The sequence below is a fragment of the Savagea faecisuis genome, from assembly GCF_042675605.1.
Lineage (GTDB): Bacteria > Bacillota > Bacilli > Bacillales_A > Planococcaceae > Savagea > Savagea faecisuis.
This window is the reverse complement of sequence record NZ_JBHTJF010000034.1, coordinates 126,041-145,655: the sequence shown is the minus strand read 5'-3', so window position 1 is coordinate 145,655 and position 19,615 is coordinate 126,041. Positions and strand designations below refer to the sequence as shown.

The 19,615-nt window shown below is 40.7% G+C and carries 17 protein-coding genes and 5 tRNA genes; 21 read left to right on the top strand and 1 reads right to left on the bottom strand.

The features are described from left to right. Positions 1-101: 101 nt before the first annotated feature. The 19 genes from ACFQ0V_RS10120 (at position 102) to ACFQ0V_RS10030 (ending at position 17,275) form a co-directional block, all read left to right on the top strand. Positions 102-176 (top strand) — tRNA-Asn (locus ACFQ0V_RS10120). A gap of 16 nt (positions 177-192) precedes the next feature. After that, positions 193-265: transfer RNA gene (locus ACFQ0V_RS10115), tRNA-Thr, on the top strand. Positions 266-347: 82 nt separating this feature from the next. Beyond that, positions 348-422: transfer RNA gene (locus ACFQ0V_RS10110), tRNA-Glu, on the top strand. A gap of 28 nt (positions 423-450) precedes the next feature. After that, positions 451-535: transfer RNA gene (locus tag ACFQ0V_RS10105), tRNA-Tyr, on the top strand. 3 nt (positions 536-538) lie between these two features. Then, positions 539-610: transfer RNA gene (locus ACFQ0V_RS10100), tRNA-Gln, on the top strand. A gap of 302 nt (positions 611-912) precedes the next feature. Further along, positions 913-3,021: a sensor domain-containing protein gene (locus ACFQ0V_RS10095; protein WP_381012988.1), complete on the top strand. Its 2,109-nt coding sequence runs from the start codon at positions 913-915 to the stop codon at positions 3,019-3,021. A 97-nt stretch (positions 3,022-3,118) separates the two neighbouring features. Continuing rightward, a complete protein-coding gene (gene rocF, locus ACFQ0V_RS10090) occupies positions 3,119-4,024 on the top strand; it encodes an arginase (protein WP_381012985.1) in 906 nt (301 codons plus the stop codon). Positions 4,025-4,161: 137 nt separating this feature from the next. After that, positions 4,162-4,728 carry an RNA polymerase sigma factor SigW gene (gene sigW / locus ACFQ0V_RS10085; protein WP_381012983.1) on the top strand — a complete coding sequence of 189 codons (567 nt, stop codon included), beginning with the start codon at positions 4,162-4,164 and terminating at the stop codon, positions 4,726-4,728. 13 nt (positions 4,729-4,741) lie between these two features. Next, the gene (locus ACFQ0V_RS10080) at positions 4,742-5,359 is read left to right on the top strand and encodes an anti-sigma factor family protein (protein WP_381012981.1); all 618 of its coding nucleotides are present in this window, start codon (positions 4,742-4,744) and stop codon (positions 5,357-5,359) included. Between the two features lie 262 nt (positions 5,360-5,621). Further along, complete coding sequence (cdaA, locus tag ACFQ0V_RS10075) at positions 5,622-6,461, top strand: diadenylate cyclase CdaA (RefSeq protein ID WP_381012979.1); 840 nt, start codon at positions 5,622-5,624, stop codon at positions 6,459-6,461. Next, the gene (locus tag ACFQ0V_RS10070) at positions 6,454-7,758 is read left to right on the top strand and encodes a CdaR family protein (protein WP_381012976.1); all 1,305 of its coding nucleotides are present in this window, start codon (positions 6,454-6,456) and stop codon (positions 7,756-7,758) included. The genes cdaA and ACFQ0V_RS10070 overlap by 8 nt, the downstream gene beginning before the upstream one ends. 34 nt (positions 7,759-7,792) lie before the next feature. Beyond that, complete coding sequence (gene glmM, locus ACFQ0V_RS10065) at positions 7,793-9,142, top strand: phosphoglucosamine mutase (RefSeq protein WP_381012974.1); 1,350 nt, start codon at positions 7,793-7,795, stop codon at positions 9,140-9,142. Positions 9,143-9,327: 185 nt separating this feature from the next. After that, entirely contained in the window at positions 9,328-10,101 is a 774-nt protein-coding gene (pstB, locus tag ACFQ0V_RS10060; RefSeq protein WP_381013224.1) for a phosphate ABC transporter ATP-binding protein PstB, read from the top strand. A 178-nt stretch (positions 10,102-10,279) separates the two neighbouring features. Then, the gene (locus tag ACFQ0V_RS10055) at positions 10,280-11,263 is read left to right on the top strand and encodes a PstS family phosphate ABC transporter substrate-binding protein (protein WP_381012972.1); all 984 of its coding nucleotides are present in this window, start codon (positions 10,280-10,282) and stop codon (positions 11,261-11,263) included. A gap of 71 nt (positions 11,264-11,334) precedes the next feature. Further along, complete coding sequence (pstC, locus tag ACFQ0V_RS10050; RefSeq protein ID WP_381012969.1) at positions 11,335-12,273, top strand: phosphate ABC transporter permease subunit PstC; 939 nt, start codon at positions 11,335-11,337, stop codon at positions 12,271-12,273. Position 12,274: 1 nt separating this feature from the next. Next, on the top strand, positions 12,275-13,162 hold the full coding sequence (gene pstA, locus ACFQ0V_RS10045; RefSeq protein WP_381012967.1) for a phosphate ABC transporter permease PstA: 888 nt from the start codon (positions 12,275-12,277) through the stop codon (positions 13,160-13,162). A gap of 70 nt (positions 13,163-13,232) precedes the next feature. Beyond that, complete coding sequence (locus ACFQ0V_RS10040) at positions 13,233-14,957, top strand: LytS/YhcK type 5TM receptor domain-containing protein (RefSeq protein ID WP_381012964.1); 1,725 nt, start codon at positions 13,233-13,235, stop codon at positions 14,955-14,957. Between the two features lie 10 nt (positions 14,958-14,967). Continuing rightward, positions 14,968-15,693: a LytR/AlgR family response regulator transcription factor gene (locus tag ACFQ0V_RS10035; RefSeq protein ID WP_381012961.1), complete on the top strand. Its 726-nt coding sequence runs from the start codon at positions 14,968-14,970 to the stop codon at positions 15,691-15,693. Between the two features lie 121 nt (positions 15,694-15,814). After that, complete coding sequence (locus ACFQ0V_RS10030; RefSeq protein ID WP_381012959.1) at positions 15,815-17,275, top strand: carbon starvation CstA family protein; 1,461 nt, start codon at positions 15,815-15,817, stop codon at positions 17,273-17,275. A 57-nt stretch (positions 17,276-17,332) separates the two neighbouring features. Here the strand turns inward: ACFQ0V_RS10030 and ACFQ0V_RS10025 are convergent, their stop codons facing one another. After that, entirely contained in the window at positions 17,333-17,647 is a 315-nt protein-coding gene (locus ACFQ0V_RS10025) for a YbjQ family protein (RefSeq protein WP_194562527.1), read from the bottom strand. 146 nt (positions 17,648-17,793) lie between these two features. Here ACFQ0V_RS10025 and ACFQ0V_RS10020 point away from each other — a divergent pair, with 146 nt between their 5' ends. Together ACFQ0V_RS10020 and ACFQ0V_RS10015 are read left to right on the top strand one after the other, a co-directional pair. Further along, the gene (locus tag ACFQ0V_RS10020) at positions 17,794-18,504 is read left to right on the top strand and encodes a MerR family transcriptional regulator (RefSeq protein ID WP_381012955.1); all 711 of its coding nucleotides are present in this window, start codon (positions 17,794-17,796) and stop codon (positions 18,502-18,504) included. 150 nt (positions 18,505-18,654) lie between these two features. Further along, entirely contained in the window at positions 18,655-19,614 is a 960-nt protein-coding gene (locus ACFQ0V_RS10015) for an ABC transporter substrate-binding protein (RefSeq protein ID WP_381012953.1), read from the top strand. The last annotated feature ends 1 nt before the right edge of the window (position 19,615 follow it).

The following is a 19,615-nucleotide window of genomic DNA, read 5'->3' as shown; positions in this document are numbered from 1 at the left end:
GCATCTTTTCTTCGTTTTAAAAGATTTTTTATAAATAACGTTGACAACTGTTTTACTTATGCTATAATTAATTTTGTCTTGAGGAAGACAACTAGGATGAATCCGCAGTAGCTCAGTGGTAGAGCAATCGGCTGTTAACCGATCGGTCGCAAGTTCGAGCCTTGCCTGCGGAGCCATTTTTATGTCTACTTTGCTTCCATAGCTCAGTAGGTAGAGTGCATCCATGGTAAGGATGAGGTCGTCGGTTCGATCCCGGCTGGAAGCTTTACTATATATTTAATAAAAGCTTGCAATATTGTAAGAGATTTGTTAAAGTACTAAATGGATGTCAAAATAATATTTTATGTGGCCCCTTGGTCAAGCGGTTAAGACACCGCCCTTTCACGGCGGTAACACGGGTTCGAGTCCCGTAGGGGTCACCATTTTTATGTTTAAAATCAAATAACCTAAGGTGGGGTAGCGAAGTGGCTAAACGCGGCGGACTGTAAATCCGCTCCCTCAGGGTTCGGCGGTTCGAATCCGTCCCCCACCACCATTATGGGGTATAGCCAAGCGGTAAGGCAACGGACTTTGACTCCGTCATTCGTTGGTTCGAATCCAGCTACCCCAGTCCTTATAATACTTAAAAAAGTTGCAGAATATACTTGTTCTGCAACTTTTTTGTAATTTGTAATAAAATAAAATATAATCGTGACATTCAGATGTAATTGTGAATAAATATAACTGACTTTCCAAGAGAAATGAAGTAAAGCTATTTATACAATGTTAAAAAAATGATAAAATGAAGAGAGAAGAATAGTTTACAATATTTACACTAGGAAAATAGAACGTAATTATAAAGGGATAGTTAGTGTTCGATTTAGGCAGAATGTCTAATCAATCGAATGACTGTTGAGAGGAAGGGATCGTCTCGTGAAAAGTTTGATAGATAATATAACAGAAGTAATAGGTGAAAGTGGCGATCGAGACCCAGAGAAAATGGCGAAAGATGTGGCTTCCGCCGTTAATCAATCAGCTATTTTAGCAATTACTGACCCAACAGGAAAAGTGATATATGCGAACGAGCATTTTGTCAGCATGTCTAAATATGAACCTCATGAATTAATTGGGAAAAATCATAATATTGTTAATTCGGGACATCACTCAAAAGAATACTTTAAAGAAATGTGGCGCACAATTGGACAAGGAAAGATTTGGCGTGGTGAAGTTAAAAATAGAGCGAAAGATGGAACTTATTATTGGGTAGATACAGTAATCGTGCCATTTTTAAATGAGAAAGGTAAGCCGATTCAATATATTTCAATTCGTTGGGATATTACTGAAAAGAAGCAGATGGAAGAATCGATTCGCGATAATGCGGAGTTGTATCGTCTCATTACAGAAAATGCATCAGAGTTTATCGCTGTCATTGATAATGAATCTAAATTTAAATATGCATCTCCTTCATTTAGAAAATTGTTAGGGTATCCGTCAGAGCAATTAGAGCGTACAGACTTTAGCGATATTATTTATGAAAGTGATCGGACGAGCACTTTGCGTAATGTCGTGCAGTATGCAAAGTCACAACGAGTCTTACAGTTTCGTGTGTTAAAAAGTGATCAGACCGTAGCCTATATGCGTGCAAATATGTATCAAATCCAAGATGAAGGAAAATATTTAGGAGATCATATTATCGTCATGCACGATATTACAGAACAGAAAATTTCCGAGCAACGCATTTTAGATTTAGCATCGAATGATCAGTTAACGACTTTATTGAATCGCACCGCTTTTCGTCGTCATTTATATAAAAAATTAGAACATACGATTGCGAATGAACAATGCTTAGCACTCGTTCATTTAAATATTGATCGTTTTCGCTATGTAAATGATTCTTTAGGACATCAAGCGGGTGACTATTTATTATCAGTCGTCGCCAATCGTTTAAAAGAAGTGCTTGGAGAAGAAGATATTATCGGTCGTATTTCTGGCGATGAGTTTGCTTTCACTTTAAGTCGTATTCAGAATGAAGAAGATGCGATGCAATTAGCTGAGGGAATTCGCCTTTATCTACAAGAGCCAATCGCAATTGATGATAAAGAGTACGAGTTATCCGTTAGTAGCGGGATGTCTTTATTCCCTGAGCACGCTACGAAAGCATCGGACTTAGTAACTCGAGCTGAAAAAGCATTGCAGAAAGTCAAAGTAGAAGGTGGCGGCTCTTTAGCGCTATATGAACTGGGAACGGTATCTAAAACTTTGGAGCGTATCTTACTGGAAAACGAGTTAAAACGCAGTGTTGAGCAAGAGTATTTCCAATTAGAATATCAACCGAAAGTTGATTTAAAAACATTAGAATTGACTGGCTTTGAAGCACTCGTTCGATGGAATCATCCAGATCTCGGACGCATTCCACCAGATCGGTTCATTCCATTGGCAGAAGAGACAAAAGTTATCGTTCCCCTTGGAGAGTGGATTTTGAACGAAGCGCTCGCACAATTGCGTGAGTGGGAAGAGATGGGGCATACTAATTTACGTATGGCTGTGAACTTCTCAACGATTCAAATCGAAGAAGAGAATATTGTAGAAATGATTCAGCAAGCACTACAATGTCATCATATTTCCCCTACTCAATTAGAAGTGGAATTGACCGAAAGCACATTTGTGAATAAAGATGAGATGAGCAAAAAAATTCAACAAATTCGAGATTTAGGTGCGACAGTAGCAATCGATGATTTCGGAACAGGATACAGCTCATTTAGTTACATTAAAGAACTTCCTGTTGACACAGTAAAAATTGATCGTGCTTTCATTCAAGATCTTGATGAAAATGAAGATAGTAAGGCGATTGTTAGTGCGATTGTCACATTGGCAAATACGGTCGGTTTAAACATCGTTGCTGAAGGGGTAGAGACGAAGCAACATGGAGAAATATTAGCATCGCTCGGTTGTCATGAAGGGCAAGGCTATTATTACAGTCGTCCGATTGCACCAGTAGAATGTGTGTTCTTTTTGGAAAATCGCATCGTCGGTATTCAATAAATGAATGCGAACCGAACTGTAATCATGCAGTTCGGTTTTTCATATTGAAAAAGTTTCTCTATTCAAGCTACAATGAAGAAAAAAGGGGAAATGGTGAATGAGAGAATTAAATATTTCAATCGTAGGGGTTCCATTAGATTACGGACAAAGTCGGCGTGGGGTAGATATGGGGCCGAGTGCAATCCGTTATGCGGGAGCGGTAGAACGTTTAAAGGCTTTAGGACATGAAGTATGTGATGAAGGGGATATACAAGTAAGCGCGGTTGAAAAGAAGCCAAATCCAGCTGAACGTTTGAAAAATTTAGACGAAGTAGTAGAAGCGAATGAAGCACTTGCGCAAAAAGTTGCCGATATTGTAAAAGCAGGGCGATTTCCACTCGTCTTAGGGGGAGATCATAGTATCGCTATCGGAACTTTAGCAGGTTTAACTCAAACGTATCGCAATTTAGGTGTCATTTGGTTCGATGCACATGCGGACATGAACACAGCTGAAACATCACCATCTGGAAACATTCATGGCATGCCCCTCGCTGTCAGTATGGGATATGGACATGAACGTTTAACGACATTGTTTCATAATGGAAACTTCATCCAACCTGAAAATTTAATTATTATCGGTGCGCGCTCGGTTGATCCAGGGGAACGTGAATTAATCCAAAAGTTAGGCATTACTGTATTTACGATGCATGAAATTGATAAGTATGGGATGACGGCTGTCATGGAGAAGACGCTCGACCATTTGAAAGAACGTGCAGTGGACGGTGTGCACCTTTCATTAGATTTAGATGGTTTAGATCCTCTATACACACCAGGAGTAGGGACACCGGTCGATGGAGGAATGACGTATCGTGAAAGTCATTTAGCATTAGAAATGTTACAAGAAGCCGAATGTATTACGTCAGCAGAATTTGTAGAAGTGAATCCAATTTTAGACGAAAAAAATAAAACAGCCGATGTCGCTGTCACATTAATGGGTTCTTTATTAGGAGAAACACTCATTTAATGTTCTAAACGAGAAATCGTAGCTCCCATTCACAACTGCGATTTGATCGAGTCGACAAAAATTCACTGTAAATGAAACTTAATGCATTGTCGAACGTAAAGTAGAGACAGCCGCACAGAGCGGAGGGTGAGGCGCACGTGGATGAATTAGTAAATAAACGAATAAACGAAGTATTAGACGGTAAACAAGAAGCATTTGAAGAGATCGTTATGCTATATCAAAATCGAGTGTATTATGTTTGCTACCGGATGTTAGGGAGCCGCGAAGAGTCTGAGGATATCGCTCAAGAAGCGTTCGTTCGGGCTTATACGAATTTACATAAGTTTGACCAAAAACGAAAGTTTTCCACTTGGATATTTCGAATTGCGACGAATTTATGTATCGATCGATTAAGAAAGAAGAAGCCAGATTATTCATTAGATGCGGAAGTGCCTGGAACAGAAGGGTTAGACATGTATTCTCAGTTGGAGTCAGCGGAAGATTTACCGGAAGAAGAATTAGAAAAAATGGAGACGCAAGAGCGCGTTCAATATGAAATTAGTCGACTATCTGAAACGTATCGGCCAGTGATCGTTCTACGTTATATGGAGGAATTATCATTGAAAGATATTGCGGAAATTTTAGATTTACCTCTCGGAACTGTCAAGACGAGGTTGCATAGAGGAAGAGAAGCTCTTCGACAACAAATGATGGGAAATTGGTAGGAGGGTGAAGCAAATGAAACGTTGTCCAGAACATATCGTAGAACAAATGCATAACTATTTAGATGGCGATATTACTATTGAAGAAGAAGCAAATTTGCGTGAACATTTGTCATCATGCGAAGAGTGTCGAAAACATATGAACGAATTAAAAGAAACCGTCTTTCTTTTTTCACAATTAGAGCCGGTCGCACCGTCAGCGAATTTCACAGCAAATGTGATGGCACAATTGCCAAAGCAAAAGCGTAAGCTGCATATCGGAAAATTTTTAAGAAAGTATCCGATGTTAACAGCTGCGGCGATGTTCCTCGTCTTAATGAGTGTGACATTGTTTTCTTCTTACGGAAACGATCAGCAGTTATCGTATACGAAACAACCTAATTTAGTTGTCGATGGGAATACGGTCATCGTGCCAGCAGGAACTGTTGTCGATGGTAACCTCGTCGTAAAAAATGGGGACTTGCGCATCGAAGGAGAAGTTCAAGGTGATGTCACCGTCATTAAAGGTACGAAATATATGGCTTCTACAGCTGTCATTACAGGTGAAGTAGAAGAAATTGATCAAGCGTTTGATTGGTTATGGTACAAAATTAAAACGACTGTTCAAAATATATTCTCTTCTTCTGAAGAATAATTAAAAGTAAAATTGATGAACTGCACTTCCTTTGTTGTCACTATTCAATAAAGGAAGCGCAGTTTTTTTTTGAATGAATATGTGTCAATGAGTTTCTTTTAAATATTTTTCAAATAAGCCAAAAAATATTTAAATTTCGTTTTATCTTTTACTGGAAATGGAAACCTCTTCAGCGATAGGACGTCTGAAAATAGAAGGAATCTGTTACAGTGTATGCTATAATAAATAGATACTATTTCGGAATGGAATTGAGGTGAAGCGCATGAGTAATTTAGATTTCTTAATGACGATGAAAGCGAGTGAATGGATTCGAAACATCATTGATATTTTGCTCGTTTGGTTCGTATTTTATAAATTAATTACTATTATTAAAGGGACGAAAGCTGTCCAATTGTTAAAAGGAATTTTTGTTATTTTAATCGTGCGTTTCCTAACGGAAGTTTTCGGCTTGAGCACGCTCGGTTGGATGATGGAGCAAGTATTAACCTTTGGATTTTTAGCTGTCATTATTATTTTCCAACCAGAATTGCGCCGAGCGCTTGAACAATTAGGGCGAGGAAAGATTTTCACACGTTCTTCTCTTCAAGAAGATGAAGAGCAAAAACGTTTAATTGAAGCGATGAAAAAGTCAGTTAGCTATATGGCGAAGCGTCGAATTGGAGCTCTTATTTCGATTGAAAAAGAAACGGGATTAAGCGAATACATCGAAACAGGAACACCGCTTGATGCGACGATTACGTCAGAGCTAATTATTAATATATTCATCCCGAACACACCGTTACATGACGGAGCGGTCATCGTTCAAAAAAATAAAATTGCGGCGGCGAGTTGTTATTTACCTTTGTCTGAAAGTCCGTTCATTTCAAAAGACTTAGGAACACGACATCGTGCTGCATTAGGGATTAGTGAAGAGACAGATGCCGTCACAATCATCGTGTCTGAAGAAACAGGAGCTATTAGTTTAACGGTAGCGGGCGATATTATGCGAAACTTAACAATTGATGAATTTGAAGAGCGTTTGACTGAATTGTGGTTCGGAGCGGATGAAACTGCTCTCGTTGAGTCAAATGTATGGAAATGGGGGAAGAAGAAAGATGGATAAATTTATGGATAGTCCATGGTTTCTTCGCCTCACTGCGCTCGTTCTCGCTCTCATCTTATTTTTCTCAGTACAAGCAGAGCAAGAAAAGAAAATGCGTTCAGCAAGCGGAGAGACGATTGACGTCATTCGAGACGTGCCTGTTGAAGTGTTTTATGATCAACAAAACTTAGTCGTTACGGGAGTTCCAGAAACGATAGATGTCGAGATTGAAGGACCCCAAAATATCGTCCAATCGACGAGACTTTCAAAGGATTTCACAGCGCTTGTTGACTTGACGAACTTGCCACTCGGTGAACATTATGTCATGATTCAATATGAAAATATTTCTGACAAATTGTCTGTTCGTTCTGACCCAAGTCGCATTAAAGTGAAGATTGAAGAAATGATTACCGCGACGTTTTCGGTAGAAGCAGAACTAAATGAACAATCGATTGGCGAAGAGCATTATGTATCTACAATTGATGTCAATCCGAAACAAGTTCAAGTGACAGGCGCGAAAAGCATCATTGAATCGATTGAATATGTGAAAGTAAGTATCGACGTAGAAAAAGGTGTAACAAAATCATTCGAACAAAAAGCGAGAGTTCGTGTATTAGATAAAGACTTAAATAAATTAGATGTTTCCATTGAGCCACAAGAAGTATCAGTGCAAGTAGAAATCGAACAATTTAGTAAAAGTTTACCTTTGAAAATGACACAAGTGGGCGAGGCTGTACCAGGCGTGATGATTCGTTCGATGACGCTAGATGCGGCATCTGCTACTGTGTTTGGTTCTAAAAAAGATCTTGAGCGTTTAAATGAATTGTTAGTGGAAGTTGATTTGAGTAAAGTGAAAAATTCAGGTGCTGTGAAAATGCCAATTCGCATACCAGAAGGAGCATCACGCGTAGATCCTGAAACTGTACAAGTGAATGTTCAAGTGGATGTCAATGAGACGATCATGGAACCTGAAACAAATGAAGAAGTAGAGGCTGAAGTAGAAAGTGATGTAGAGTCAGATAAGGAACAAGAAACATCCAAAAAACTCTCACAATTACCCGTTCAAATCGAAGGGTTAGATGAGCACTATGAAGCAAATGTGATTTCGCCATCTACGGCAACATTAACGATAACAGGTCAAAAGTCAAAACTGGATCGTTTAAACAATTCAAATTTTAAATTATATGTTGATGCATCTAGCATCCATAGAGTTGGACAATCTCGCTTACCTGTCCAAGTACAAGGACCGAATGATGTGAAATGGGCACTTGATGTACAAGAGCTCATGATCACTGTAGAAGAAACAAATGTATCTTAAAACGAGATGAAAAGTTTGAAAGGGAGAAAATGATATGACGAAATATTTCGGAACCGATGGAGTTCGCGGTGTAGCGAACAAGGAGTTAACGCCAGAATTAGCATTTCAATTAGGGCGTATAGGTGGTTACGTGTTGACGAAAGATGCAACGACAAAACCACAAGTACTTGTAGGTCGCGATACGCGTATTTCAGGGCCGATGTTAGAGAGTGCCCTCATTGCTGGCTTACTATCAGTCGGCGTTGAAGTGATGACATTAGGTGTCATTAGTACACCGGGTGTCTCTTACTTAACACGTGCGATGAATGCCCAAGCAGGTGTCATGATTTCAGCGTCACATAACCCTGTTCAAGATAATGGCATTAAGTTTTTTGCTGGAGATGGTTTCAAACTGACAGACGAGCAAGAAGATGAAATCGAACGTTTATTAAATGCAGAGCAAGATGAATTGCCACGTCCAGTCGGAGGCAATATTGGTACGATTACCGAGTACTTCGAAGGCGGACAGAAATATATTCAATACTTGAAACAAACGGTAGACTCAGACTTTATGGATATTCACGTTGCGATTGACTGTGCACACGGTGCAACGTCATCTCTTGCGACTCACGTATTCGCCGATTTAGAAGCTGATTTATCGACGATGGGTGCATCACCGGACGGTTTGAACATTAACGAAGGCGTCGGCTCGACACATCCAGAAGCACTTGCACAATTCGTCGTAGAGAAAGAAGCGGCACTTGGTTTAGCATTTGATGGCGACGGCGATCGTTTAATCGCAGTAGACGAAAACGGTAAAATCGTCGACGGTGACCAAATTATGTTCATCATCGCAAAGTACTTGAATGAAAAAGGAAAATTAGCGAAATCGACTGTCGTATCAACTGTGATGAGCAATATCGGTTTCTACAAAGCGTTGGAACAACAAGGTATTGAAAGTGTTCAAACAGCAGTAGGTGACCGTTACGTCGTCGAGGCGATGCGTGAACAAACGTTAAACTTCGGTGGAGAACAATCCGGTCATATCGTATTCCTCGATTACAATACGACAGGCGACGGCTTGTTAACAGCTGTTCAACTCGTCAATATTATGAAAGAAACAGGTTTACCATTATCAGAACTCGCTTCAGAAATGACGGTGTATCCACAGCGTCTCGTCAACATTCGTGTTGCGGATAAACATCATGTGACAGACAATGAAGCAGTAGCAGAAGTCATTCGTACAGTGGAAGAAGAACTCGGTAAAAATGGGCGTGTACTCGTACGTCCTTCGGGAACTGAGCCACTTGTACGCGTCATGGTAGAAGCGCCGAGCGAAGACGAATGTAATCGTCAAGTCGAGCGTATCGCAGAAGTGGTACGTGCTGAAATGGGAATCGATTAATCCTAAAAAGTGGAACGTTTAAAGCGTTCCACTTTTTTACGTTTTCTTTACATAGTCTTGATAGTCTCTCAACATTCATTTGATACGCTTATCGTAAGTAAAATGTAACGGTTGATGAATCGATGAGAGGGGACTTATAAATGACACAAGTCATTGAACGAACAGAAGCAGTGAAGTTGCGCGTCATGGAAAATGCTCAGTGGAATAAGCCAGTATACGAAACGAATGGATTAAACTTATGGTACGGAACGTCACATGCGTTAAAAAATATTAATTTAACAATTCATGAAAAAGAAGTGACGGCGATTATCGGACCATCTGGATGCGGGAAGTCAACGTATTTAAAAACGTTGAATCGCATGGTAGAACTTGCAGGGAACGTTTCAATCTCAGGAAATGTCACGTTTCAAGGAGATAATATTTTAGATCGTTCGATGCCGGTTGAAATGTTGCGTTCAAAAGTCGGAATGGTGTTCCAAAAGCCGAACCCATTCCCAAAATCAATCTACGAAAACGTCGCATTCGGACCGAAAATTCACGGAATTAAAAACAGAGCAATTTTAGAGCAAGTCGTTGAAAATAGCTTGAAAAAAGCGGCGTTATGGGATGAAGTGAAAGACCGTCTCCATGAAAATGCATACGGCTTATCGGGAGGACAACAGCAACGTCTCTGTATCGCTCGCGCACTAGCTGTTGAACCTGAAGTTATTTTAATGGATGAGCCAACATCAGCGCTCGACCCTGTTTCGACGAATAAAGTAGAAGAACTGATTAAAGAAATTAAAAATGACGTAACGATTGTTATCGTCACACACAATATGCAACAGGCGGCACGAATTTCAGACCGCACGGCATTTTTCTTAAATGGAGAAGTGATTGAATATGACCGTACGTCAACAATCTTTAATGAACCAGCCGATCAACTAACGCATGACTATATTAATGGCCGATTCGGTTAATTGTAAAAAGCTACATCTTTAATAGGATGTAGCTTTTTTATTTTCTAAAATAACCTAAATTTACTTATAGTTTACAAATATCGCAAATCACATTAATAATTCACTCGTATACTCATAAGTGAAGTTGATACATACTTACTTCAAAAAGAAGATGAATGTTCAAGGGAGGACAATTCGAATGAATTTTAAAAAATGGTTACTTACAGTCGTCATGGCAGCATTAGCAGTCGTACTCGTTGCTTGTGGAGGCGATGACAAGAAAGAAGATAATGAAGGCGCAACAGGCGGAGACGAAGGAGACAAACCTTCAGCAGAAGAGTTAGAAGGAAGTGTCGTCATCGATGGATCAGGTACAGTATTCCCATTAATGTCACGCGTTGCAGAAGAATATATGTTAAACGAACAAGAAGGCGTTTCAGTTGAAGTGAGCCGTGCAGGAACGAGCGCAGGATTTAAAAAGTTCCTCGTAGAAAATGGAACAGACTTTAACGACGCATCACGCGAAATTAAAGATGAAGAAAAAGAAGAAGCAGATAAATTAGGGATCGAAGTGAAAGAATTGAAAGTCGCATTGGACGGTTTAACATTCGTTATTAATAAAGATAACGATTGGGCAAATGAAATGACACCAGAACAATTAATCTCTATTTTCAAAGGTGAAGTGAAACAATGGTCAGACATTAATCCAGAATGGCCAGCAGAAGATATCGCACCGATGGGACCGAACGAAAACCACGGAACGTACGAATTCTTCTATGAAAAAATTCTCGATAAACAAGACTTAGCAGACAATGTGAACTTACAGCAAGAATATTCAACATTAGTAAAATTAGTATCAGAAGATAAAAACGGTATCGCATTTTTCGGTTTCGGTTACTACGTGAACAACACAGATCAATTACAAGCAGTGCATGTTGATTTCGGAAACGGTCCAGTAGAACCGAAATTAGAAACAATCGCAGAAGATGGTGACTATGCAGACTTCACACGTCCTGTATTCACATACTTAAACGTCGACAATGCGAAAGCAAAACCACAAGTATTAGACTTCGCAATTTATGCGATGAATAACGTTAACACGTTCGCTGGTGAAACTGGATTCGCTCCAATTCCAGACGCTGAAGCACAAGAGAACATTACATTTTTAGAAGGCTTAAAATAAGTAAGAATGATATAAAGTGAGATGAGCGCCCTTTATGCTCATCTCATTTTGTCCATGAGGAGTGGGAACAGATGGAAGAACAACAGGAAAAAAATATACGGCAATTGATTGAAGAACGTAAAAAGAAAAAAACATTTCGAGACTATTTCGAAAAATCAATTCCGTCTTTACTTTTTGTCATTGCGAGTATTTCGGTATTGACGACAATTGGAATTGTCATTACGTTACTGACGGAAACCGTAGAATTTTTTAAACGGGTCCCTATTGTAGAGTTCGTTACAGGCACAGTGTTGAAACCGCTGAGTCAAAACCCGGAGTTCGGTGTGTTACCACTCGTCATGGGTACGATGTTGTCATCATTGATCGCGATGTTCGTCGCTGTGCCAATCGGTTTAATGACGGCGATTTATTTAAGTGAATATGCGTCTGAGAAAGTGCGCAAACGTTTAAAACCGATGTTGGAACTGCTCGCAGGGATTCCGACAATCGTTTACGGATTTTTCGCTTTCACATTCGTCACACCGATTTTGAAAAATTTAATTCCAGGCCTAGAAGCGACGAATATTTTAAGTCCAGGTCTCGTCATGGGAGTGATGATCATCCCGATGATCGCTTCTTTATCAGAAGATGCGATGAGCTCTGTGCCACAATCGATGCGTGAAGGAGCGCTCGGTTTAGGAGCGACGAAATTGGAAGTGACGCGTAAAGTGGTCATTCCTGCAGCGCTTTCTGGAATTATCGCATCGTTCGTACTCGGGATTTCACGCGCGATTGGTGAAACGATGATCGTGACGATTGCGAGCGGTAGTACGAAAAACTTCACAGTCGATGTGACACAATCGATGCAGACGATGACAGCGTATATTGTCGAAGTAACAGGTGGAGATGCACCAGCAGGCTCAACGGTTTATTACAGTTTGTATGCTGTCGCGATGACATTGTTCATTTTTACATTGCTTATGAACGTGTTAGCACGCTACGTATCACGCAAGTTTAGAGAGGTGTATTAAGATGGAACATGTTCAAGAAGCACAACAATTTGAACGTAAATTAAATGGTCGTTTATTATTGAATAAAGTGTCGAAAGGCATCTTCTTTCTTTCTACTTTGTTCGGACTTGTCGTATTAGCTGTTTTACTTTATCGTGTTTTATCTGAAGGGATCTCCTACATTAACTGGAACTTTTTGACGGGGAAATTGTCTACAAATCCAGAGCGTGCAGGCATTATGGGAGCGATTCTCGGTACGTTTTGGCTCATGATTGTCGTGGCGCCTGTAACGATGTTTCTCGGTGTCGCAACTGCTATTTATTTAGAAATGTATGCGAAGAAAAATAAATTTACTGAATTTATTCAGACGAATATTGCAAACTTAGCGGGAGTTCCTTCGATCGTTTACGGAATTTTAGGCTTAACAGTATTCGTCCGAGCGATGAATTTAGGAAATATCGTTCTCGCTGGAGGACTGACGATGTCATTGCTCATTTTGCCAATCGTCATCGTCGCAAGTCAAGAAGCGTTGCGAGCCGTCCCTAAATTTTTAGAAGAAGGTTCACTCGGAATGGGAGCGACGAAGTGGCAAACGATTCGTGCCGTCGTTTTACCTGTCGCATTACCTGGAATTTTAACAGGGGCGATTTTAGCATTATCTCGTGCGATCGGAGAGACCGCACCACTCGTCGTCATCGGAATTCCAGCATTGCTCATTCCGTTCCCAGGAAGTATTTTCGATAAGTTTACTGTGTTGCCGATGCAAATTTATTACTGGACGCTCGATTCGTCACTCGTAGCGGAATATGCGAACTTAGCGGCAGCGACGATCATCGTCTTACTCGTCGCGTTACTCGTGTTAAATTCATCTGCGATTATCATCCGTAATAAATTTACAAAACGATTTTAGTCATTCGCAAAACGTGTTAGTCTTAGTAGAGACTAACACGTTTTTTAAATGCAATGAAAGAGGTGAGCGCATGGCCGATTTATTTATTATTATGCTAGAACGCGTGAGCATTATTGTGGCGATGGCTTTCGTTTTAACACGTTTTCGCTTTTTTAAAATGATGACGCAACATCATAAATTGAGTCGGAAACAAAATATATCCGCCATTATTTTATTCGGTTTATTCGGCATTATCGGTACGTATTTTGGGGTATCGTTCAATACGTCGACTGCTCACTTCGAAAGTGTGTCCAACAATTTAGCGCAAGAAGAAGCGATTGCGAATTCGCGCGTCATTGGGGTCGTCGTGGCAGGGCTTCTCGGGGGCTCGCGACTCGGAATCGGAGCGGGATTAATCGCAGGGGCGCACCGGTTTATGCTCGGAGGATTTACTGCAGTCGCTTGTAGTGTGTCGACCGTTATTTCAGGAGGAGTCGCAAGTCGTCTACATCGAAAAAATAAACGCATATCGACACCGATTGCTTTTTTAGTAGGAGCTCTCGCGGAAGCGTTCCAAATGTCGTTCATCTTACTCATTTCGAAACCGTTCGATCAAGCATGGGCACTCGTTTCTGTCATCGGATTGCCGATGATTATCGCAAACGGAATCGGTACGGCTTTATTCATGTTGATCATTTATAGCGTGTCTGATGAAGAGGAGAAAGCGAGTGCTATGCAAGCGGAGAAAACGTTGCGCATCGCCAATCAAACGATTGGGTACATGCGCCAAGGGATGACACCGCATACGGCAGAGCAAGTGTGTCACATTTTATATAAAGAATTAAATCCGGTCGCTGTTGCGATTACGGATGAGTCGCGAATTTTAGCCCATGTCGGCATCGCGAGCGATCACCATCAGCCACTTAGTGAAATTCAAACACATTTAACGCGAGAAGTGTTGCAGCAAGGGGAATTAGTCGTCGCAGATGGGCCACGGATTCATTGTCAACGCCCCGACTGTCCGCTCCAAGCTGCAGTCATCACGCCACTAAAACTTCGCGGTGAAGCAGTAGGAACGTTGAAATTGTATTACCCGTCTAAAAAAGATATTAATGAAGTGACGATTCAAATGATTCGTGGACTTGCGAGCTTATTAAATGATCAATTGGAACTGGCGGATGCAGAGCGACTTCACCAGTTAGCGAAAGAAGCGGAAATTCAAGCGTTGCAAGCGCAAATTAGCCCACACTTTTTATTTAACTCGTTGAATGTCATCATCTCACTCATTCGGACGAGACCGGATGAAGCGCGCTCTTTATTGACGTCGCTTTCTTATTTTTTAAGACAAAATGTCGAGCGAACGAAAGCGCCTTTCATTACGATTCGAGAAGAGCTCGCCCATGTACAAGCGTATGTCGCGATTGAAGAAGCGCGTTTTGTCGACCAATTAACGGTCGTCCAACAAATTGATGAAGCGGCATTAGAAACGAAAATACCGCCACTGTCGATTCAGCCACTCGTTGAAAATGCGATTCGCTATGGGATGCAAGGATGTGAAGGCCATTGTTATGTGACGATTGCGATTGACTGTTTAGGAGATAAAGTGAAAGTAGAAGTTTCAGACAACGGCTTAGGAATGACGGAAGAAAAATTACAAAAAGTCGGACAACAAAAAGATAAAGAGACAGAAAGTACAGGCGTTGGTTTGTACAATGTTAATCGTCGCTTAATGATGACGTATGGTCCGACGGCAGCTTTACAGTTTCACAGTGAACTTGATCAAGGAACGAAAGTACAATTTGTCATTGATGCATAGGGGGAACAACATGTTAACAGAGAAAGTACGAGCGATTGTCGTCGATGATGAACGATATGCTCGAGAAGAGTTAGTATATTTATTAACGGAACAATTACATGTCGATGTCGTCGCTGAAGCGAGCAGTGGCGAAGAGGCGATTGTGCAAGCTGTCCAACATGAACCAGATGTTTTATTTTTAGATGTTTCTATGGGAAAGATGGGTGGAATCGAAACGGCTGAAGCGATTCAAGCGTTGAAAAATCCACCGCAAATTGTGTTTGCGACGGCATACGCGCAATATGCCGTCGATGCCTTTCGCGTTCAAGCGACAGACTATTTATTAAAGCCGTATAACATCGAAGAGGTAACACGAGCGATTTCGAAAGTGAAAAGCAAAATGACACCAGTCGAATCGAAACGTGCACTTCATAAATTAGCGATTGAAAACGAAGGTGAAATTAAATACATTTCCATTTCGACCATTTTATACGCTTTTCGAGAAGAGCAAGCGACAATGATTGTAACGTCACAGGCGACATACGAAGTGAAAATGTCATTGAAGCAATTAGAAGAGCGTTTAGAAGCGTATCCTTTTTTCCGCATTCATAAAAGTTATCTCGTCAATTTAAATGAGGTGACGAAACTAACCCCTTGGTTTAACGGGGCATTTCAACTAGAAGTGACGGGGCGCAGCGAACAGTTACCTGTCAGTCGCAACTACGTCAAGCAGCTAAAAGAGCGACTAGCATTGTAAGTAAACGCTTTAAAACGACATCTTAATGTTCAGAAACGACATGATGCATGAAAACGCTCTCTTTTCATAAAAAGTCTTTTATAATAAAGCTACAATAAGACGTTCGAAAGGGGAGTATGGCATGATTACATTTATCGTCAGTATTATTTTATTAGTAGTAGGTTATTTAACATATGGTAAATATGTCGAGCGTGTCTTCGGTCCGAAAGATCGCCCAACACCAGCTTATACGAGCAGTGATGGCGTCGATTACGTGCCGATGGATACGAAAAAGAACTCATTAATTCAATTATTAAATATCGCAGGAGTTGGGCCTATTTTCGGTCCAATTATGGGAGCGCTTTACGGTCCAGTCGCATTCATTTGGATCGTACTTGGGGCAATTTTCGCAGGGGGCGTACACGACTATTTAACGGGGATGATTTCGATTCGTAACCGTGGTGCTCACTTACCAGAATTAGCAGGGAAGTTTTTAGGGAATGTGATGAAGCACGTCGTCAACGCATTTTCACTTTTATTATTAGTGTTAGTCGGAACGGTATTCGTTTCAGCACCAGCTGATTTACTTTACAATTTAATGGACGGAAAAGTCGCTTTAACAATTATTTTAGTACTTATTTTTGCTTATTATATTTTAGCGACATTGTTACCGATCGATAAAATTATCGGACGTTTTTATCCTATTTTTGGAATGTTACTCGTCATTAGTGCAATCGGAATCGGAGGCGGACTCATTTTAAAAGGAGCGCCGATTCCAGAGTTAACACTTCAAAATTTACACCCGGACAATATTCCGATTTTTCCATTATTATTCTTAACGATTTCATGTGGAGCTCTTTCAGGATTCCACGCAACGCAGTCACCAATCATTTCACGTACGACTGAAAAAGAAGGACAAGGTCGTAAAATTTTCTACGGTATGATGATCGCAGAAGGTATTATCGCAATGATTTGGGCAGCAGCAGGAATGAGTTTATTCTCAGGAGATAAGTTAAATGAATTGTTAGCAGCAGGCGGACCAGCGGTAGTCGTTAGTGAAGTAGCGACAACGATGTTAGGGGCAGTTGGAGGAACGATCGCGATTTTAGGAGTTATCATTTTACCAATCACTTCAGGAGATACAGCATTCCGTAGTGCGCGTATGATCATCGCAGATTATTTCAAAATTGGACAAGTGAAAATTGGCAAACGTTTAATGATCGCTTTACCGATGTTCGTTATTTCAATCGCTTTAACACAAATTGACTTCAATATTTTATGGCGTTACTTCTCATGGGCGAACCAATCGACAGCGGTCATCGCACTTTATGTCGGCGCGATGTATTTATTCATTAGTAAGAAAAACTACTGGATTGCGCTCATACCGGGAATATTTATGTTAATGGCAACGACGACGTACATTTTAAATGCGAAAATCGGCTTTAACTTACCGATGAACATTTCGTACATCGGAGCAATCATTACAACGATTACATTGACAGCGGTATTCTTCGTCGGAGCGAAACAAGCGCGTCAAAAAGAAATTCCGTTAGAAGAAGATGTGTCGCAATACGAAAAAGCACATCCTGTGCCAGAAGTTTAAAAACGAAAAGCTATGACAATTCACATTTGTGAGTGGTCATAGCTTTTTTTGTATAAATTAACGGTAAATAACCGCTGTGCCTGTTGCGACACACATGAGCATACCTTCACGCAATGTTTCAAAGTCGAGATCGACTCCGACGACTGCATTCGCACCGAGCGCTTTAGCGTGAGCTTCCATTTCAGCGAGTGCTGTTTCTCGAGCTTCAGTCAATTTTTCTTCATATGCACCGCTGCGACCTCCGACGACATCTGTAAAGCTTGCGAAAATGTCGCGTACGATATTGGCTCCCATAATCGTTTCACCCGAGACGACGCCGAGATAATCAGTAATTTCGCGTCCTTGAATTGTTGGCGTTGTTGTTACTAACATACAATCACTCCTTTTCTTCGTTATCCTCTATACGTTCGAACGATGATAAAAGATTCACTTAATATGTTTCACGTGAAAACTTTTTAACAAAACGGTTGACGTTCACGCTACGTCATCCTTTACAGTATAATAGAAAGGAGAACATGATGTATATTCAACAAGTAGCCGCATTAGCGAATGTGAGCGTGCGCACATTGCATCATTATGACGAGATCGGTTTGCTTCGTCCGAATCGTTTAGCGAATGGATATCGCCATTATGATGATAAACATATCGCACGTCTGCAAAGAATTTTGTTTTACAGAGCACTTCACGTGCCACTTGAACAAATTCAACGATTGTTAAATGAGGAACAAAACGAGTTAGAAACATTACAACAACAACGCGAGAAATTGATCAAGCAACGCGATGCGTATGATGAATTAATTGCGACGATTGAAAAGACGATTGAAACATATGAAGGAGAGAATACGATGACAAATGAAGAACGTTTTGAAGGAATGAACTTCAGCGACGACCCGTATCGAGAAGAGGCGGAACAAAAATGGGGAAAGAGCGCAGTCGATTGGGCTCGCCAGTCCGTAGCAGGACGAGAACAAGAAGTGAAAGGACAAATGCAAGCGATTTTTAAACGTTATGCGTCCCTCGTTGGAACAGAGCCACAAGGAGAAGAAGCGCAAGCAGTGACGAAAGAATGGTATGAATTATTAAACACGCTCGGTGATTATCCGCTCTCGACATTTCATGCACTCGGAGAAATGTACGTACAAGATGAACGATTTAAAGCAAATCTCGATCAATTAGGAGATGGAGTAGCGCAATTTATGCGTGATGCGATGCAACAATATAAAGGATAAAAGACGTCCAGTAGGGCGTCTTTTTTCATTTTGAAAATGCATTTCTTCCCGAATGCCGGAAGAATGATAGTGGAAAATGTAATGTACAGTGATAACGATTATCAATTAATATGAACAATAAAGAAAAGAGCTCGCAAAGGAGAGGGAATTATGAAATGGAATCGTTTAATGCTAGTGCTCGCTTTATTGACCGTCTTCATCATCGTAGGGTGCAGTGCTGAAAGTTCAGATGTATCGAAGCAAGAGGAAGAGAAAGAAGATGCAACAGCAGAAATCGAGCAAACGAATAAGATAACAGATGCGTTAGGAAATGAAATCACTTTTGAAAAAACACCGGAATCATTCGCGGCTTTAAATCCAGGAGAAATCGAAATGCTCGTTGCATTAGGAGCGAATGTTGTCGGACGCCCGACAACTCATGGACCTGCTATTCCAGGTACGGAAGAAGCCCATGAATTAGGAAATCCACACAATCCGAACTTCGAAAAAATTGCGGAAGCGAATCCGGATGTTTTAATCGTTCCACCAAGCTTTCAACAATGTGCGAACAACTTGCAAAATCAAGGAATGAAAGTTGTCTATACAGAAGCGAATAGTGTTGCAGATATTCAAAAGACATTAAAAAATTATGGTGTCATGTTGAATAAAGTAGAGGAGGCGCAAAAAATAATCGATCGAATCGATGCGGATATCGCAGCGATTGAGAAAGTTCAACCAGTTCGTACATTGCTCGTATACGGTGCACCAGGTACGTATTTAGCAGCATTGCCGACCTCTCTTTCTGGAGATATTTTAGAAAAAGTAGGCGGTGAAAATATCGCAGCCGATTTCCCGAAAGAAGATCAATATCCGCAATATGCGAGTTTAAGTGTTGAAAAAATTATCGAACGTAACCCAGAAGCTGTCATGCTCATTACGCACGGAGACCCAGAAGCGGTTCGGGGCGCTTTTGAAAACGAAATGATGAAAAATCCTGCATGGAAAAACTTAGATGCTGTAAAAGCAGGAAATGTTACAGTATTGCCTTCTCATCTATTCGGAACGAATCCAGGTACGAAAATTGTCGATGCTTTAGAAGAAATGAAAAATCAACTGCAAGAGGTTCAGTGAG

Bases quoted from the DNA above. Each gene is read 5' to 3' on its own strand.
- glmM (WP_381012974.1), top strand. From the start codon at position 7,793: ATGACGAAATATTTCGGAACCGATGGAGTTCGCGGTGTAGCGAACAAG.
- ACFQ0V_RS10025 (WP_194562527.1), bottom strand. From the start codon at position 17,647: ATGTTAGTAACAACAACGCCAACAATTCAAGGACGCGAAATTACTGAT.
- cdaA (WP_381012979.1), top strand. From the start codon at position 5,622: ATGAGTAATTTAGATTTCTTAATGACGATGAAAGCGAGTGAATGGATT.
- ACFQ0V_RS10030 (WP_381012959.1), top strand. From the start codon at position 15,815: ATGATTACATTTATCGTCAGTATTATTTTATTAGTAGTAGGTTATTTA.
- ACFQ0V_RS10040 (WP_381012964.1), top strand. From the start codon at position 13,233: ATGGCCGATTTATTTATTATTATGCTAGAACGCGTGAGCATTATTGTG.
- ACFQ0V_RS10020 (WP_381012955.1), top strand. From the start codon at position 17,794: ATGTATATTCAACAAGTAGCCGCATTAGCGAATGTGAGCGTGCGCACA.
- pstB (WP_381013224.1), top strand. From the start codon at position 9,328: ATGGAAAATGCTCAGTGGAATAAGCCAGTATACGAAACGAATGGATTA.
- ACFQ0V_RS10080 (WP_381012981.1), top strand. From the start codon at position 4,742: ATGAAACGTTGTCCAGAACATATCGTAGAACAAATGCATAACTATTTA.
- rocF (WP_381012985.1), top strand. From the start codon at position 3,119: ATGAGAGAATTAAATATTTCAATCGTAGGGGTTCCATTAGATTACGGA.
- pstA (WP_381012967.1), top strand. From the start codon at position 12,275: ATGGAACATGTTCAAGAAGCACAACAATTTGAACGTAAATTAAATGGT.
- ACFQ0V_RS10055 (WP_381012972.1), top strand. From the start codon at position 10,280: ATGAATTTTAAAAAATGGTTACTTACAGTCGTCATGGCAGCATTAGCA.
- ACFQ0V_RS10070 (WP_381012976.1), top strand. From the start codon at position 6,454: ATGGATAAATTTATGGATAGTCCATGGTTTCTTCGCCTCACTGCGCTC.
- ACFQ0V_RS10035 (WP_381012961.1), top strand. From the start codon at position 14,968: ATGTTAACAGAGAAAGTACGAGCGATTGTCGTCGATGATGAACGATAT.
- ACFQ0V_RS10015 (WP_381012953.1), top strand. From the start codon at position 18,655: ATGAAATGGAATCGTTTAATGCTAGTGCTCGCTTTATTGACCGTCTTC.
- pstC (WP_381012969.1), top strand. From the start codon at position 11,335: ATGGAAGAACAACAGGAAAAAAATATACGGCAATTGATTGAAGAACGT.